At 71.8% G+C, this 13,170-nt stretch carries 16 protein-coding genes and 4 pseudogenes; 8 read left to right on the forward strand and 12 right to left on the reverse strand.

Features of this window, described 5'->3' with window-relative positions; all coding sequences use genetic code 11:
• Positions 1-14 precede the first annotated feature (14 nt).
• The gene (locus EV384_RS24905; protein WP_130336983.1) at positions 15-668 is read left to right on the forward strand and encodes a phosphatase PAP2 family protein; all 654 of its coding nucleotides are present in this window, start codon (positions 15-17) and stop codon (positions 666-668) included.
• A 31-nt stretch (positions 669-699) separates the two neighbouring features.
• Here the strand turns inward: EV384_RS24905 and EV384_RS24910 are convergent, their stop codons facing one another.
• The 5 genes from EV384_RS24910 to EV384_RS24930 all read right to left on the reverse strand — a co-directional run bounded on the left by EV384_RS24910 (position 700) and on the right by EV384_RS24930 (position 4,989).
• Positions 700-2,709 carry an elongation factor G gene (locus EV384_RS24910; protein WP_130336985.1) on the reverse strand — a complete coding sequence of 670 codons (2,010 nt, stop codon included), beginning with the start codon at positions 2,707-2,709 and terminating at the stop codon, positions 700-702.
• A gap of 159 nt (positions 2,710-2,868) precedes the next feature.
• A complete protein-coding gene (locus EV384_RS24915) occupies positions 2,869-3,714 on the reverse strand; it encodes a hypothetical protein (RefSeq protein ID WP_130336987.1) in 846 nt (281 codons plus the stop codon).
• Positions 3,711-4,007, reverse strand: coding sequence for a hypothetical protein (locus tag EV384_RS24920; protein ID WP_130336989.1), 297 nt, complete (start codon positions 4,005-4,007; stop codon positions 3,711-3,713). Before EV384_RS24920 ends, EV384_RS24915 begins: the two co-directional genes overlap by 4 nt.
• A 68-nt stretch (positions 4,008-4,075) precedes the next feature.
• On the reverse strand, positions 4,076-4,489 hold the full coding sequence (locus tag EV384_RS24925; protein WP_130336991.1) for a VOC family protein: 414 nt from the start codon (positions 4,487-4,489) through the stop codon (positions 4,076-4,078).
• A gap of 107 nt (positions 4,490-4,596) precedes the next feature.
• Positions 4,597-4,989, reverse strand: coding sequence for a hypothetical protein (locus tag EV384_RS24930; RefSeq protein WP_130336993.1), 393 nt, complete (start codon positions 4,987-4,989; stop codon positions 4,597-4,599).
• 197 nt (positions 4,990-5,186) lie between these two features.
• Between EV384_RS24930 and EV384_RS24935 the strand changes: the two genes are divergently transcribed.
• Positions 5,187-5,321 (forward strand): PadR family transcriptional regulator, encoded by a 135-nt coding sequence (locus EV384_RS24935; protein ID WP_242624275.1) that lies wholly within the window; start codon positions 5,187-5,189, stop codon positions 5,319-5,321.
• A 58-nt stretch (positions 5,322-5,379) separates the two neighbouring features.
• Here the strand turns inward: EV384_RS24935 and tnpB are convergent, their stop codons facing one another.
• Together tnpB and EV384_RS24945 are read right to left on the reverse strand one after the other, a co-directional pair.
• Complete coding sequence (gene tnpB, locus EV384_RS24940) at positions 5,380-6,831, reverse strand: IS607 family element RNA-guided endonuclease TnpB (protein WP_130336995.1); 1,452 nt, start codon at positions 6,829-6,831, stop codon at positions 5,380-5,382.
• Positions 6,828-7,397, reverse strand: coding sequence for an IS607 family transposase (locus EV384_RS24945; RefSeq protein WP_130336997.1), 570 nt, complete (start codon positions 7,395-7,397; stop codon positions 6,828-6,830). The genes tnpB and EV384_RS24945 overlap by 4 nt, the downstream gene beginning before the upstream one ends.
• A 30-nt stretch (positions 7,398-7,427) precedes the next feature.
• Between EV384_RS24945 and EV384_RS24950 the strand changes: the two genes are divergently transcribed.
• The 4 genes and pseudogenes from EV384_RS24950 (at position 7,428) to EV384_RS24965 (ending at position 9,275) form a co-directional block, all read left to right on the forward strand.
• Positions 7,428-7,646, forward strand: a complete 219-nt coding sequence (locus EV384_RS24950) for a PadR family transcriptional regulator (RefSeq protein WP_130336999.1) — start codon at positions 7,428-7,430, stop codon at positions 7,644-7,646.
• Between the two features lie 79 nt (positions 7,647-7,725).
• Positions 7,726-7,797 (forward strand): annotated as a pseudogene (locus tag EV384_RS37385) (hypothetical protein); the annotation flags it as partial.
• A 187-nt stretch (positions 7,798-7,984) separates the two neighbouring features.
• Positions 7,985-8,776: an alpha/beta hydrolase gene (locus EV384_RS24960; protein ID WP_130337003.1), complete on the forward strand. Its 792-nt coding sequence runs from the start codon at positions 7,985-7,987 to the stop codon at positions 8,774-8,776.
• Positions 8,777-9,095: 319 nt separating this feature from the next.
• Positions 9,096-9,275 (forward strand): hypothetical protein, encoded by a 180-nt coding sequence (locus EV384_RS24965; RefSeq protein ID WP_130337005.1) that lies wholly within the window; start codon positions 9,096-9,098, stop codon positions 9,273-9,275.
• Positions 9,276-9,381: 106 nt separating this feature from the next.
• Here the strand turns inward: EV384_RS24965 and EV384_RS24970 are convergent, their stop codons facing one another.
• Positions 9,382-10,332 carry an NADP-dependent oxidoreductase gene (locus EV384_RS24970; protein ID WP_207232457.1) on the reverse strand — a complete coding sequence of 317 codons (951 nt, stop codon included), beginning with the start codon at positions 10,330-10,332 and terminating at the stop codon, positions 9,382-9,384.
• A gap of 199 nt (positions 10,333-10,531) precedes the next feature.
• On the opposite strand from EV384_RS24970, the pseudogene EV384_RS36390 reads away from it, so the two are divergent.
• Positions 10,532-10,807, forward strand: a pseudogene (locus EV384_RS36390) (redoxin domain-containing protein); the annotation flags it as partial.
• A 349-nt stretch (positions 10,808-11,156) separates the two neighbouring features.
• Here the strand turns inward: EV384_RS36390 and EV384_RS36395 are convergent.
• From EV384_RS36395 to EV384_RS24985, 3 genes and pseudogenes are all read right to left on the reverse strand, one after another.
• The gene (locus tag EV384_RS36395) at positions 11,157-11,336 is read right to left on the reverse strand and encodes a CDGSH iron-sulfur domain-containing protein (protein WP_242624572.1); all 180 of its coding nucleotides are present in this window, start codon (positions 11,334-11,336) and stop codon (positions 11,157-11,159) included.
• 48 nt (positions 11,337-11,384) lie between these two features.
• A pseudogene (locus EV384_RS36400) lies at positions 11,385-11,603 on the reverse strand ((4Fe-4S)-binding protein); the annotation flags it as partial.
• On the reverse strand, positions 11,600-11,896 hold the full coding sequence (locus EV384_RS24985) for a GNAT family N-acetyltransferase (RefSeq protein WP_130337009.1): 297 nt from the start codon (positions 11,894-11,896) through the stop codon (positions 11,600-11,602). The pseudogene EV384_RS36400 and the gene EV384_RS24985, both read right to left, overlap by 4 nt.
• A 157-nt stretch (positions 11,897-12,053) precedes the next feature.
• On the opposite strand from EV384_RS24985, the pseudogene EV384_RS37390 reads away from it, so the two are divergent.
• Positions 12,054-12,203, forward strand: a pseudogene (locus tag EV384_RS37390) (IS30 family transposase); the annotation flags it as partial.
• Positions 12,204-12,406: 203 nt separating this feature from the next.
• Here EV384_RS37390 and EV384_RS24995 read toward each other — a convergent pair.
• Positions 12,407-13,159 (reverse strand): NADPH-dependent F420 reductase, encoded by a 753-nt coding sequence (locus EV384_RS24995; RefSeq protein ID WP_130337011.1) that lies wholly within the window; start codon positions 13,157-13,159, stop codon positions 12,407-12,409.
• Between the last annotated feature and the right edge of the window lie 11 nt (positions 13,160-13,170).

Below are 13,170 nucleotides of genomic sequence, written 5' to 3' on the forward strand. Positions count from 1 at the left end.
GCGACGGGAGCGCGATGGACGTCGGACTGTTCGACGAGGTCAACCGGTTCGCGGTGGCCACCCCCTGGCTGCATGCCGCGGGGACCGGCTACGCCGCGTACGGCGCGGTGCTCTTCGCCGCCCTCATGCTGGCGGCCTGGTGGTACGCCCGGCGCACGAACGAGCCGGCCCGGGTGGCGGCGGCCGTCCTGGCCCCGGTGGCGACCCTGCTGGCGGTGGCCGCGAACCAGCCGTTCGTGTCGGCGTTCCACGAGGCCCGCCCGTACACCAGCCACCCGGGCATCCTCGTGCTCGCCACCCGCAGCACCGACTTCTCGTTCCCCTCCGACCATTCGGTGATGGCGGGCGCGGCGGCCGCCGCGCTGTGGTTCGTGTCCCGACGACTCGGCCTGGTCACCGCGGTCGCCGCGCTGGTGATGGGCTTCTCCCGGGTGTACATCGCCGCGCACTACCCGCACGACGTCCTCGCCGGCCTGCTCCTCGGCGCGGTGGTCGCGGTCCTCGTCGTGCTGCTCGCCCGCCCGTTCACCACCCGGCTGGTCACCGCGACGGGTCGCACCGCGTTGCGCCCGCTGGTCACCGCCGAGCCCCCGACGCCGCCCGGTCCGGTCGTCGCCGGCACCGCCGCGGACCGGGGGCGGACCCCGCCGGAGACCACCGGCCGGTGACCGCCGGGGCGCCCGGACCGGCGCACGGCGGTCACCGGTCCGGGGTCGCTCCGGTGACCCGGCGCGCCACCGCCAGCAGGTAGTCCTTGCGGTTGAGCGGGTTGTGGTCCCAGCGGGGCCGGCCCGGCGCCGGCCCGCGCACCGGCCGGTAGTGGTCGAACTCCGACTCCAGCATCCCCTCGCCCCGGGTCAGCGACGGCAGGCGCTGCTCCAGCGCGTGCACCCGGCCGGCCGGCACCTCCCCCTCCACCAGGTACGACGAGCCGCGCACCGTGGAGTCGCGGGGCACCGCGCCGAGCCCGGCCAGCACCGGCAGCACCGCGCCGAAGAGATCCGTCGGCACGTCCAGACGGAACCGGTGGATCGGCTCGTGCACCCGGGTGCCGGCCCGGGTGAGGGCGGCCATCAGGACCAGCGGGGTCAGGTTGCGGAAGTCCCCGGCCGTGCTGGACATGCTCTTGTCGAACACCCCGTGCGAGTGGCTCTGCCGGGCCCAGTACCCGCCGTGGGTCAGGGTGACCACGCAGTCGATCATCGACCAGCCGCGCAGGCCCTGCCGCAGGGTCTCCCGGACGGTCTCCTCGATGGCCTTGAGGAACGCCAGCGGCATCGAGCCGAGTTCGATGCCGAGGCGGAACTCCACCCCGCTGTCGATGGGGCCCGGTTCGATCCGCAGCCCGATGGTGCCGAGGAAGGGGTTCGGCTCCCTGCCGATCCACTCCACGGCGGCGCCGGCCCCGACCGGACGTTCCACGCAGACGGTGGTGGTCTCCCGGAAGTCGACCGGCACGCCGTACTCGTCGGCGAGGGTGGCCTGGATGACCTCCTTCTGCACCTCGCCGTAGAGCGAGACGGCGATCTCCTGCCGGATGTCGTCCTGCCGCAGGTTGATCAGCGGGTCCTGCTCGGCGAGCTGGGCGAGCGCCGAGTGCAGGGCCGCCCGGTCGGCGGCGCGGCACGGCGCCACCACCGTCTCCAGGGTCGGCGGGGAGAAATGGTGGCGGCCGGCCGGCCGGTCGGGCGGCGCACCGAGGAAGTCGCCGACGCGGACGTCGGCCAGGCCCCACAGCCGGGCGATCCGGCCGGCGCCCACCGACGGGGCCGGCACGACGCCACCGGCCTCGAAGACGCTGATCGCGGTGACCTTGGCCGCCGCATCCGCCCGGAACGCGACCCGGTCGCGGACCCGCAGGGTGCCGGTAAAGATCCGGGCGTACGCGATCTTCTCGCCGGCCGGCCCGCGCTCGACCTTGAAGACCGTGCCGCGCAGCGGGGCGTCCCCGTCGCCGTCGGCCGCCGGCAGCAGCTCGACGAGACCGGCGATGAGCGCCTCGACGCCGGCCCCGGTGATCGCCGAGCCGGCGAAGACCGGATGCACCCGCGCCCGCCCGGTCTGCGCGGCGAGCGCCCGGCGGAGCCGACGCCCGGTCACCGCGCGCTCGTCCTCGACGTACGCGGCGAGCAGCGCGTCGTCGTATGCGGCGAGCAGGTCGACGAGGCGCGCGACGTGCTCCGGGTCGCCGGGGTCAACGGGGAGGCAGCGGGCGGCCGCGGTGCCGGGCGCGTCGACCCGTCCGGTGGCGATGACGGCCGGGGTCAGCTTCTCGGCGATCTGGCGCAGCACCCGCTCCGGGTCGGCGCCGGCCCGGTCGACCTTGTTCACGAAGATCAGCACGGGGATGCCCAGCCGCTGGAGCGTCCGCATCAACACCCGGGTCTGGGCCTGGACGCCCTCGACCGCGGAGACGACCAGCACCGCGCCGTCGAGCACGCCGAGCACCCGTTCGACCTCGGCGATGAAGTCGGGGTGGCCGGGGGTGTCGATCAGGTTGACGGTGACCCCGTCGACGACGAAGGAGACCACGGCGGAGCGGATCGTGATGCCGCGCTGCCGTTCCAGCACCATCGTGTCGGTGCGGGTGCTGCCGTCGTCGACGCTGCCGAGCTCGTCGATGACGCCGGCGCTGTGCAGCAGCCGCTCCGTCAGGCTCGTCTTACCGGCGTCGACATGTGCCAGGATTCCCAAGTTCAACGTCTTCACGCAGCGTCATGTCCTCTGGGTAGGTGGCGATTCCCTTCTGGTTGGACACGGACGCTGCGCGCATTGCCTGGCTCCTCTGCTCGGGCTTACTCGGATTGCAGCAGCCGGCCCGCGGGCCGGCAACCGATTAACTCTTGCGGGGTGGGCCGGGGCGGCCGTTCAGTCCGGCCGGGGCGGTGGGGCGAAGTCCCAGGGCCCCGGCCGGCGGGCGGCCACCACCTCGATGTGGGCGCGAACTCGCTCGGCGACGAGGTCGGGTTCGGTCGGCAGGCCCGGGGCGGCGAGCACCTCGGCCCGGGCCCGGCGGGCCGCCGACACCCGGCGGTGGAAGTGCCGGACCGCGTGCACGTCGAAGCCGACCCCCCAGTCCGGTTCGGTGCACGACTCGTCCCCGTACCACCAGCCGCCCGCCCGGCCGACCGTGGTCGCCCACTGGCGCAGCAACCCGGGTGCGGCCGAGAGGGTCACCACGGAGGCGTCCGCGTGCAGGTGGGGCGTCGGCCACGTCGGGACGTACCCGTCCGGCAGCGGGACACCGGCGCGACGGTCGGCGTACCAGCGCTGGAGGTCGGCCAGCGCCGCAGGGAACCCCACGGTGTTCCAGGTGACGGTGCCGGTCGGCCGGGACCGCCAGAGGTGGGCGGCGCGCAGCCGCCGGGCCACCACCGGGGTGAGCACGGTCCGGGCGGCCACCGAGAAGACCACGGGTGGGCTGGGCCGCCCTTCCTCGACGTCCGGCACCAGCCGGCCGGGCTCCAGCACGAGCAGGGTGTCCGGCCGGCGCTGGTACGCCAGGCCCCAGAGCAGCCGGCCGAGCAGCCGGGCGCCGGCCAGGTCCGAGCTGACCACGGTGTAGTGGCGCTCCACCCGGACGGCGTACCGGACCGGGTCGGTCGGACGCAGGCTGATCACCTGGTACGTCCGGCCGGCGTGGCGCCACTCGCGCCGGTGCAGCCGCAGCCGGGTGGTGAGGGCGACGGTGGAGGCGCTGCCCTGGTCGCTCATGCGTGACGGCGGCGTTCGACGTGGCGGCCGAGCGGCAGGTCCGGCAACTTTCGCCAGGACTTCGGGCGGCGGCCCCGCAGGCGCACCTCGACGACCTCGTCGATCGCGGGGTCCGGCGCGCCGGTGAGACCGGCCAGCCGCTGGTGGTCGTGGTGCCGGTTGGCGCGGCGCGGGAACCGCTTGTTGCGGGGGATGGCGAGGCGGGAAGCCTTGTCGTTCCCGCCGTAGTCGTTGCGGCAGTCGAGGGCGTAGCTCAACGCCTTCTTCTCCTGCGGCGACCGACGACGCCTCATCCATCTCCCCCGTCCGGCTGACCTGTCGACAGCCGGACGCTAGCGGAGGGCCGCGTCGACTGTCGTCGCTATTTCGTCAGGCCGTGCGTCTCGACGTGATGCGGGTTGGTCATCACGCCGAGCACGTTGCCGAACGGGTCGACGACCGAGGCGGTGACGAAGCCGGGACCCCGCTCGCGCGGCGGGTCGTGCACCACGGCCCCGGCGGCCAGCAGGTGGTCGAAGACCGCGGCCACGTCGTCGACGTGCCAGTAGACGACCGCCCCGCCCGGCCGGTCGGCCGCGCCCGGCGGCGCGAAGCGGCGGTCGATCAGGCCCAACTCGTCCTGGTGGTCGCCGAGGCGGAACTCGTAGTAGGCGGGGCTCCCGTCCGGGCCGGACCGTTCGAAGTAGGGCTCGAGGGCGAGCAGGTCCGCGTACCAGGCCCGGGCGGCCGGCAGGTCGTCGGCCCAGAAGTTGACGGTGGCGAGTCCTCGCAGCATGATCGGTCCCTTCGTCGTCGGCGCTCCTGACGGCACGCTACGACCGGGGTACGACCTTCCACGGCGCGCCGGTCGCTGGCTGGGGTGCCGGCCCGTCGTGTCCGCTACTAAACCTGAGCGACCGCCGGGCGGACCGTCACCCGCTCCATGAAAGGGAAGCGCGTGGTGAGGTCGTCGAGGGTCGCGCCGGCCCGCCAGGCGGCGGCCACCTGGGCGACCTGCACCAGGTCGGTGGTGTCGCCCCGGGCCTGGACCTCCCCCGCCACCCTGATGTCGATCATGAAGTAGCGCGCCTGGGAGCCCAGTCCGACGCAGACGGTGCCCCGCTCGGAGGTCAGCTCGGCACAGGTGAAGCGGCTGCGGCCCTGCTCGGGAGCGGAGACCCGGCCGACGTCGAGCTGGTGCTGGGCAGCTGTCTCGGTGAGCCCGGACGCGAGCCCGCCCCGTTCGACCAGGTCGGGATAGAGGCGCACACCCAGCGCCGTCGACACGTCGCTCATGACTGACTCCCACTTCCTCGTGACAGAGACCAGCAGCGCGCAGGTTACGCGGAGGTTTCCAGTGCGCGCCTGGTCATCCTGTCCCCCCTAGACGACGAGGGCAATAGGAACCGTCGGTTCCGACCGCCATCGGGGCGAATCCCCTTGACGCCCACAATCGCTAGGCTTCGCGTTCCTTGGCATGAGCATGGACCTGCGTGGGCACCTGGACCTGCTGGTCCTGGCCGCACTGCGGCACCGGACCGACGCACGGCTACGCCCTGATCCAGGCCCTCCGGGACCGCTCCGAGGGCACCTTCGACCTGCCGGAGGGCACCGTCTACCGTTGCTGATCCCGTCGTCAGGTCTCAGCAATCCGTGCGTTTTCCGCATGGAAGGTCCGTAACGGTGTCACCGCAACGTGAGGGTCGCGGTGTCCTGATGACGGTCTCTCGCTTCCGCCTGCCGCTGTCGTGGCAGGGTTGCGCCACCTGCCCGCCCCGCCCCGGCCATTCGGCTGGGGAGGGTGACGCGGGTCTTCTGGTCGGCTCCACGAGGCTTCGGCGCTTTCGCGCCCCGGTCTCCGGCCACTCCGGTACCGGTGGTGCTGGCCGCCGCAAGGGCGGCGAGGTTGCAGGCGGCGTTAGCGTCCCGGTCCATCACCAGGCCGCATTCATCGCAGCAGAAAGTGCGCGCGTGCAGCGGCAGTTTGGCTTTCACCGCGCCGCACCCGCAGCAGGTCTTCGAGGAAGGGAACCAGCGGTCGGCGACTTGGACCTGTCCACCGTTCCAGCCGGTCTTGTAGGTCAGTTGTCGCCGGATCTCTCCGAATCCGGCGTCGGCGATCTTCCTTGCCAGGCGCCGATTGCGGAGCATCCCGGCGACGTTCAGGTCTTCGACCACCACCGTGCCGTACTCGGCGCTGATCGCTGTGGTGATTTTGTGCAGCGCGTCGGTACGCAGGTTCGCCACCTGGTGGTGTACCCGGTTACGTTCCGCGTTGGCTTGCAGCCACCGTTTCGAGGGCGTCTGGCCGGTGCGCCGGTCTGGCCCTTGGCGGTGGGAAACCCGCCGCGACAGGCGTTTGAGGGCCTTCAGGGCGGTGTCGTAGTGCGCCGGGTTGGGCACGTGGTGGATCTCGCCTTGACCGTCGGCGAGGACGGCGAGGCATTTCACGCCCAGGTCCACCCCGACCGCGACGTCCGGGCGGGCCGGGGTGCGCTCGGCGCGTTCGACCTCGACTTGGAAGGAGACGAACCAGCGCCCGCGCTCGAACCTCACAGTGGCGCAGAGGATGCGGGCGCTGCCGCCCGCGATACGGCGCTCAAGCTTGCGTGTGGATTCGTGGGTGCGGATCGTGCCCAGTCTGGGCAGGGTGACATGACGGCGGTCCGGCTCCACGCGGATCGTGCCGGTGGTGAATCGGCAGGCCAAGCGCGCCTTGTGTTTCGACTTCCGGCGGGGCATACCCACCCGCCCGCCCTTGCGCTGCCCACGCTTGGACTTGGCGTAGTTGTCAAACGCCGCGGCGGCGTTGGCGAGGCCGGTGTTGTAGGCCTCCTTGGAGTTCTCCTCCCACCAGTCGGCAAACCGCGGATCGGTGCGCTTGACCTGATTGAACGCCTTACGCAGGGCTGGCAGCGACCACGGCCGCCACTCGGTCAACTCCGGCCCGGCGAGCCCGTAGGACTCTTCGGCGCGGCGCTGCCACCACGACGCCGACACCCAGCCCACCGCCCAGTTGTAGGCCGCGCGGGCTGCGCCGCAGTGCGAGCGCAGCGCCTGCTCCTGCGCGGCGTTGGGGTCCAGAGCGAACCGGTACGCCTGCACCACGAAGCCCGGCTGCGGCTGGAACTTCTTCACTCGGCCTCCGCTGCGGCGCGCAGTGCGGCGTCGGCCCGGTGTCGGGCCGACCGGCGCCCGTACAGGCGGGCGCACATCGAGGTCAGCACCTCGGTCATGTCCCGCACCAGATCATCGCCGGCCTCCTGTGCATCGAGGATGATCAGGCGACGGCCCGAGGCGGCCAGGGCGGCCTCCAGGTGCTCCACACCGAAGCGGGCCAGGCGATCGCGGTGCTCGACCACGATCACCGCCGCTTCGGGATCGGCGAGGACACGGGCGAGTTTGCGACGCCGGCCGTTCAGTCCGGAGCCGACCTCCGTGACGACTTCACCCACCGCAAGCCCGACCCTGGTCGCTCCCGCGACCACCCGGGCAACCTGCCGATCCAGGTCAGGCTTCTGGTCAGACGAGGACACCCGGCAGTACGCCACCACCCGGCCAGCCGCAGGGGCGTCAGGCTCCTGCACTAGCCAAGTCCCGGTAGCGGTACGCACCACTGGCACGGGCATCTTGCCGTCCCTAGCCCACCGCCAAGCGGTCTGGTAATGCACACCGTTGCGTGCCGCCCACACGCCCAACCTCACGCGACTATCCTATAAGGACATTGATAGAAGATGAAACAACGTGCAACAGCTATCAACCCCGCGCTGCACCGGCTGGAACGCGCCGGCCTGGTGGCCAGCGCGTGGAACGACGACACCGGCCGCCGTCGCCGGTGCTACGAGCTGACCGAGCAGGGCCGCGCGGCGCTGGCGGCGAAGCAGTCCGAATGGCAGGCCCTCGTCCGCGGCGTCGCCGCGATCCTCACACCGGCCCAGCGAGCACCGGCATGAGCGACGCTCCGATCGACGCGCGTACCTCGACCGGCTCTTCGACCGGCTGGCCGGCACCGGCGCCGCCGGGCGGCGGACCATGGTGGAGGCCGAGGACCACCTGCGCAGCGCGGCGGCGCAGGCCGTCGCCGAGGGGGCCGATCCGGCCGAAGCCGAACGGCTCGCCGTGGCCCGCTTCGGCGACGCCACCGACATCGCCGCCCGGCTGCGGCGCGCCCACACCTCCACCGCGGACGTGCTGCGCCGGGCCCTCACCGGCGGGTGGCTGCTCGGGGCCGTCAGCCTGCTGGACGCACGCGGCAATGGCGTGGCCGCCGTGTCGCGTAGCATCGGGCGCCATGGCGCTGGTGCACTGCGACTTCTTCTCCGAGGCGCTCGACGTGAACACGTCGATGCTGGTCATCCTGCCGGAACGCGCCTCATCGCAGATCGGCATGGCGGGCAGCGCCATCGTCGGCGACCCGCCCGTGCTCTACCTGCTGCACGGCCTGACCGACGACCACACCATCTGGCTGCGTCGCACCGCGATCGAGCGGTACGTCGCGCCGCTCGGGCTGGCCGTGGTGATGCCGAACGGGAGCCGCAGCTTCTACACCGACGAGGAGCACGGCAACCGGTACTGGACCTTTCTCAGCGCCGAACTGCCCGAGGTCTGCCGCTCGTTCTTCCGGCTCTCGGAGCGTCGGGAGGATACCTTCGTCGCCGGGCTGTCGATGGGCGGCTACGGGGCGGTGAAGTGGGCGCTGCGCGACCCGGGCCGGTTCGCGGCGGCGGCCAGCCTCTCCGGCGCGCTCAACGTGGCCACCCGACGGGAGCACCCCACCAGCCCGGTGGACCCGGCGGTCTGGCACACCGTCTGGGGCGACCGGCCGGTGCCCGGCACCGACGACGACACGGTCGCGCTGCTGGAGCGCGCCGGCGACGACCTGCCCGCGCTCTACGTCGCCTGCGGCACCGAGGACTTCCTGTACGAGGACAACACCCGCTTCGTCGAGACGGCCCGGCGGCGCGGGGTGCCGCTCGCCGTGGACTTCTCCCCCGGCGCCCACGACTGGGCGTACTGGGACGCGAAGATCCAGGACGTGCTGGCCTGGCTCCCGCTGCGACGCGACCCGGCCACAGGTCGCTGAACGTCCCGCGCGCCGCACCTCCGGTGCGGCCGGAGGTGCGGCGCGGGGTTCAAGCGCGGTCGGCCGGTCGGCCGTGCCAGATGCCGGACGGCATCACCGAGATCGCGGAGAAACAGTGGACGACAATTCGTCCGCTCCTCCTGCCTCGCGTTCGAGAGTCCCGGAGGGGGACAGCCGCTGGTGCGACAGGAGCAGTTGCGGGCTGACGGAGCGCAGCGAGACCCAGGGAGGCGTCTCGCTGCCTCCTCGCTGATCGAACCCTGCGGTGACCGAATATTGCCTCAGCGGGGACAATGGAACCCGACGAGGGAGGTCGGCGATGGGTGAGGATCGAGGGCACACCGACCGGTCAACGGACGAGGAGTTCGAAGTCCTGCGGCACGTCAGGTTCGGCGAGCTGCCCGCCCGAGTCGCGCCGGCGGACCAGGTCGAGACGGCAGAAACGGATCCCCCGCACGAGGAGCCCGAGCAGCCTCCGGTGCGCCGGGAGTGGGGGTAGGAGCCGAGCGTCCATCCGATGCACCGCGCACAGCCGAAGTCAGGATTCGCCATCGGCTCCAAGATCCGCCATCCCGATTACCCGATCAAGGCTGCGTGACGAGGCACTAGTCGGCGACGTGGATGACGATCTTACCGCGGCGTTTGCCCGTCTCGAGCGCCTCGTAACCTGAGCGCGTCTCAGTGAGGGGCAGCACGCGGTCCAGCACCGGCCTCAACCGACCGTCATCGACGAGCTCGGCGATGGAACGCAACGCGTTCTGGTCGGGCTCGACGATGAAGTACACCCCGCGGACGCCGTGCCGGGCTGCCTCCTGCTGGTCGGGAGGCGCGGAGAGGGTGACCAGAATGCCGCCCGGCTTCAGAACCGACCAGGACCGCGACTGCGTCGCTCCTCCGACAAGATCAACGACGACATCCACGTCGCGGACGTGATCCTCGAAGCGGTCGTGCGCATAGTCAATGGCCTGCTCGGCACCCAGACCCTTGACGAATTCCAGGTCGGCCGCCGCCGCCGTAGCGCTCACGCGAGCACCGAGACCGGCCGCGAGCTGCACCACGTAGCTCCCCACTCCGCCGGCGCCGCCCTGCACCAGCACGTGCTGGCCGGCTTGGAGGTCGGCGTGGTCCACGAGTGCCTGCCAGGCGCTCAGCGCAGCCAGTGGGAGCGCTGCGGCGTGGTCATGGTCAACGGTGGCGGGTTTGCCCGCCACGACGGCCGCGGGCAGGGCGACGTACTCGGCGGCCGCGCCATCGCGGGTGAAAGGGATCAACCCGTAGACGGCCTCCCCCACGGCGGGGCTCTCCACCCCCGCCCCGGACGCCGCGACGACTCCGGAGAACTCGTGCGACGGGATGATCGGCGTGCGCTCGGGTCCTGTCCCGTCCGAGCTGTGCGTCCAGGTTTCCGGCCAGGTGAGCTCGCGGGGCGTCATGGAAGCAGCCTTCACGGCCACCAACACCTCACCGGGCCCCGGCTCGGGCCGCGGCACCTCCTCGTACACGAGTTGCTCCGGGCCGCCCCTGGTGTGAGCTCTCACGGCGTGCATCGTGCTCATCCGACTGCTGCTCCTTCCCGACGGCATTTCGATCAGCCAGCCGGCCGCCCCCTGGGGATAAACCGCAGGCTGACACCCGCATTATCTGGCGGTTCGGCAGCCGCCCGCCGGACTTCCGTAGCCCCTTGCCCCTCGGGCGCAGAAAGCGCGCTGGATCAGGGGCGCTCCCGGGCAGTGGCACGCGGCGGTCGTCGGGCGCGTGCTCTACCTCTTCCCCGGGGCCTTCGCCCCCGCGCAGGGCCACCCGCCGGGCTGGGAGGACATCCCCGGCGCCGTCGGGTGCACCCTGGAGTCCGGCCCGTACGCCGACCGGCCTGAGCTGTTCCGCGCCGCTGGCGCCGAGGTGCGCGGCGTGAGCACCCAGCGTCCCGACCAGTTGCGCGCCTTCGCCGGGCACGCCCGGCTGCCGTACCCGCTCCTGTCCGACCAGGTCGGCCGGCTCGCCGCCGGGCTGCTCCTGCCCACCTTCCGGGCCGGCGGCGTGGACCGCTTCAAGCGGCTCACCCTGCTGGTCGGGCCGGACGCGGTGGTGCGCGCGGTGCAGTTCCCGGTCACCGACCCGGCCGGCGCGGTGGACGAGATGCTCGACATCGTGCGGCGCCGCTCAGACGTCAGGAGTTTCCGACCTCCCTTCGTCCTGACCGGTCGCCCGGCGTGCCGATGCCTACGCCGAACTCGCTCGTTCGGGCGGATGGGCAACGGCGACCTGGTCGACGTCGACCTGGCACTGTCGAATCGGCGAGTCTACGAGAACATCCCTGCCAGGGAATCGTTGCGCGGCGTGCGAACCACACTCCGCCGCCGGGTGACCGCCAGGGAGCTGACTAGAGCTCGACACCACACGATCCGTCGCAGTACGGGGCGAGCCCGGTGGCGCCGCAGGCGCAGGCGGCCATCCGGGTCTCGCGGCGCATCCCGACACCGACGCCGGGTTGATCCGTCCACACCCGCAGGTCGCCCCGCAAGAGGAGGGGGCCACCGGGCACCGCTCGTACGGTCGTCACCGGATCAGGTTGCTCGGTGTCGGCACCGGTCGTCGGGCGATACTGCAAGGCCCCGGTCGGGCACCGCCTGATGACGGTCGCGACCTCGTCTCCCGGTGCGGCCCCGGGCAGGATCCATGGGCGTCGTCCGACGTCGAACACCTTCGGTAGACCCCGGACACACTCGCGGGCGTGCCGGCACCGGCGAGCGTCGTAGCTGACCAGGATCTCCGGGCCGGAATACCGCTTCCCGTCATCGAAGGGGTCGTGCGTGGCCGGCTCGGTCACGGGTGCCGGACCAGGTCGGCATACTCGGCATGGCGGCGGATGTAGGAGACGATGAACGGGCAGAGCGGGGTGGCGAATCGGCCCTGCCGTCGCACATCGTCCAGCGCCTCCCCGACCAGCCGCGAGCCCAGTCCGCGCCCCTTGTAGGCGACGTCCACCTCGGTGTGAGTGAACACCACACGGTCGCCGACGAGGCGGTAGTCGGCGAAGCCGGCGAGAGTGCCGTCGCCCAGAACCTCGTACCTCTTCATTTCCGGATTGTTCCGGATGACGGTCATGTCCACGTCACTCACTGTCCGCCTCCCTGGTTGTTCGGCCCCGCCGCGTGCACCCGGAGCGTGCGTACATGGTCCTCCACGCATCACCGACCTGGGTCAACTGCCTGTGGGGGCTGTTCCCGTCATCACACTCCGCCAGGCGTCAGGCTTCTGAGCGCTCGGAGAAAAGTGCCTGCTCGCCGTGCTGGCGGAGCTTCCGGAGGCGGCGCGACTCACCCTCACCTGGGACCAGGGCGCGGAGATGGCCTACCACCAGCAGATCGCACCGCTGCTGCGTGACGGCGTGTTCTTCGCCCAGCGAGGCCAGCCATGGCAAGCGGGACGGCAGGTAGGGGCGGTGCCGTTGAGTGCAGTTGGGTGCCGTTGGGTGCGGTTGACGGCCGTTTTAGTGCAGCCCGCTGCTCCCAATCCGCCCCCCGAACCACCTGCCGAACCGTCGGCACCGAGCTGGCAGGGCGGACTGAGGCTGAGGTCGTGCCTGGTTCGACCGGTCCCGGTGGCAGGCTGCCGCACTCGACACACCACTCAGGACGTGCTCACCACCGCCTTCGTGCCAGAGCCGTTCGTCTTCAGTCCCGGCGTCTTGGCACGCGCGCGGGCGACGATCCGCCCACGCTCCGATTCCGGGAAGCGGTCGAGTCTGGCTCGGACCTCGTCAGCGTCTACGTCGGCGCCGAAGAGCTCGGTGCCTGGTTCGAAGCGTATGCCTTCGGCGAGGGGGCCGGCGATGACCGGGGCGAAGCCGAGTGCGTCCACGAGGGAGGCGACGGCGGCGAGATCGGCGGGGTCGTCGCCGGCGATCGCGACGGCCGTGCGTGCGGCAACGCCTGCGGTGCGGGCCTTGTCCTCGATGTCGTGGTAGCCCACGTGGTTGAACGCCTTGACGACACGGGCGCCGGGAAGGAACGCCTGGACGATCTCGCTCGAGGACGTGCGCGGGTCGGTGAGGTCGTCTCGGATGCCGTCGACTTCCCACCAGTAGTTCATGGCGTCGACGACGAGCTTGCCGCGCAGCGCGTCTGCGGGGATGCTGCGGTACTTGCCGAGTGGCAGGGCGAGGATGACGATGTCGGCGCGGGCCGCGGCGTCGACGGCGGTGGTGGCGACCGCGCCGGGAGTGAGCACCTCGACGGTGAGCGCAATTCTGGCGGGGTCGCCGGAGCCGGCGATGAGCACACGGTAACCGGCGGCCAGGGCGAGCCTGGCGAGAACGGTTCCCAGCTTGCCGGCACCGAGGATGCCGAGGGTTCGGGGGCCGTTCTGGGCGGTGTCGTTCATGTCTGTTCCGT

Source organism: Micromonospora kangleipakensis (assembly GCF_004217615.1).
Lineage (GTDB): Bacteria > Actinomycetota > Actinomycetes > Mycobacteriales > Micromonosporaceae > Micromonospora > Micromonospora kangleipakensis.

Excerpts from the sequence above, each read along its gene's own strand:
- EV384_RS24915 (WP_130336987.1), bottom strand. The coding sequence starts at position 3,714 with ATGAGCGACCAGGGCAGCGCCTCCACCGTCGCCCTCACCACCCGGCTG.
- EV384_RS24995 (WP_130337011.1), bottom strand. The coding sequence starts at position 13,159 with ATGAACGACACCGCCCAGAACGGCCCCCGAACCCTCGGCATCCTCGGT.
- EV384_RS24925 (WP_130336991.1), bottom strand. The coding sequence starts at position 4,489 with ATGCTGCGAGGACTCGCCACCGTCAACTTCTGGGCCGACGACCTGCCG.
- EV384_RS24960 (WP_130337003.1), top strand. The coding sequence starts at position 7,985 with ATGGCGCTGGTGCACTGCGACTTCTTCTCCGAGGCGCTCGACGTGAAC.
- EV384_RS24970 (WP_207232457.1), bottom strand. The coding sequence starts at position 10,332 with ATGAGCACGATGCACGCCGTGAGAGCTCACACCAGGGGCGGCCCGGAG.
- EV384_RS24930 (WP_130336993.1), bottom strand. The coding sequence starts at position 4,989 with ATGAGCGACGTGTCGACGGCGCTGGGTGTGCGCCTCTATCCCGACCTG.
- EV384_RS24950 (WP_130336999.1), top strand. The coding sequence starts at position 7,428 with ATGAAACAACGTGCAACAGCTATCAACCCCGCGCTGCACCGGCTGGAA.
- EV384_RS24965 (WP_130337005.1), top strand. The coding sequence starts at position 9,096 with ATGGGTGAGGATCGAGGGCACACCGACCGGTCAACGGACGAGGAGTTC.
- EV384_RS24905 (WP_130336983.1), top strand. The coding sequence starts at position 15 with ATGGACGTCGGACTGTTCGACGAGGTCAACCGGTTCGCGGTGGCCACC.
- EV384_RS24920 (WP_130336989.1), bottom strand. The coding sequence starts at position 4,007 with ATGAGGCGTCGTCGGTCGCCGCAGGAGAAGAAGGCGTTGAGCTACGCC.